Here is a 926-nt window from a genome sequence, read left to right as displayed (position 1 = left end):
CCGGGCTTGTATGATTACTCCGTCAGAAAGAACCGGCCAGTTCTCTCTGATGGCGGTCCGGATGCCGTGTCCGGGCTTAGGCTTTCGCGCCTGTTCCGTAGATCCTTTGCACCGGACCGCCGTTCTTTCTCATGTGATAAACCGGACAGTATCATGGACCGGCTTTCACCGGTAACCCGTATTTGCAAGGTTGGTTTCACTATGGAAAATGAACTCCACTTCATCGGTATTGATGTCGCCAAAGCTAAACTGGATGTCGATATTCTTCGCCCTGATGGCCGGCATCGTTGTAAAAAATTTGATAATACCCTCTCCGGACACGAAGCGCTGGTCCGCTGGCTTCGCGGCCATGACGTGAACCGTGCCCATGTCTGCATGGAGTCCACCAGCACCTACATGGAAGACGCGGCCGCGCATCTGAGTGATGCCGGGTATACCGTGTCCATCATCAACCCCGCCCTCAGTAAAGCTTTCGCACAGAGTGAGGGGTTGCGCAGTAAAACTGACAAAGTGGACGCCCGTATGCTGGCTCACTTCTGCCGGGAAAAACGCCCGTCAGCCTGGGAGGCCCCTCATCCGACAGAGCGGGCACTGAAAGCCCTGGTGTTAAGGCATCAGGCGCTGACAGAGATGCAGACGCAGGAGAAAAACCGGCGAGAAACCGCGCCGGAGGTTCAGCTGGCCAGCATTGATATCCTGCTGGGATGTCTGAGCGCGGAGCTGGCGCGTATCGAAAAACAGATAAAAGACCTGACGGATAACGACCCGGATATGAAACGACGGCGGAAGCTGCTGAACAGTATTCCGGGCATCGGGGAGAAAACAGCGGCTGTTCTGCTGGCGTATACGGGCCTGAGGCTGAAGTTCGGTACAGCGCGGCAGTTCGCGGCGTATGCAGGACTGACGCCGGTGCAGCATGAGTCGGG

1 protein-coding gene is annotated in these 926 nt (G+C 56.6%); it reads left to right on the top strand.

Annotated features, from left to right (window positions below; translation table 11 throughout):
- Window positions 1–201: 201 nt before the first annotated feature.
- Window positions 202–926: IS110 family transposase (locus ABLU87_RS04765; RefSeq protein WP_025108506.1), on the top strand; the 725-nt coding region annotated here is incomplete at its 3' end.

It is taken from the genome of Klebsiella sp. CB_Kp196 (assembly GCF_040061575.1).
Taxonomy (GTDB): domain Bacteria; phylum Pseudomonadota; class Gammaproteobacteria; order Enterobacterales; family Enterobacteriaceae; genus Klebsiella; species Klebsiella michiganensis.
The sequence above is the reverse complement of the archived record's forward strand: the minus strand, read 5'-3'. Positions and strand labels throughout refer to the sequence as shown.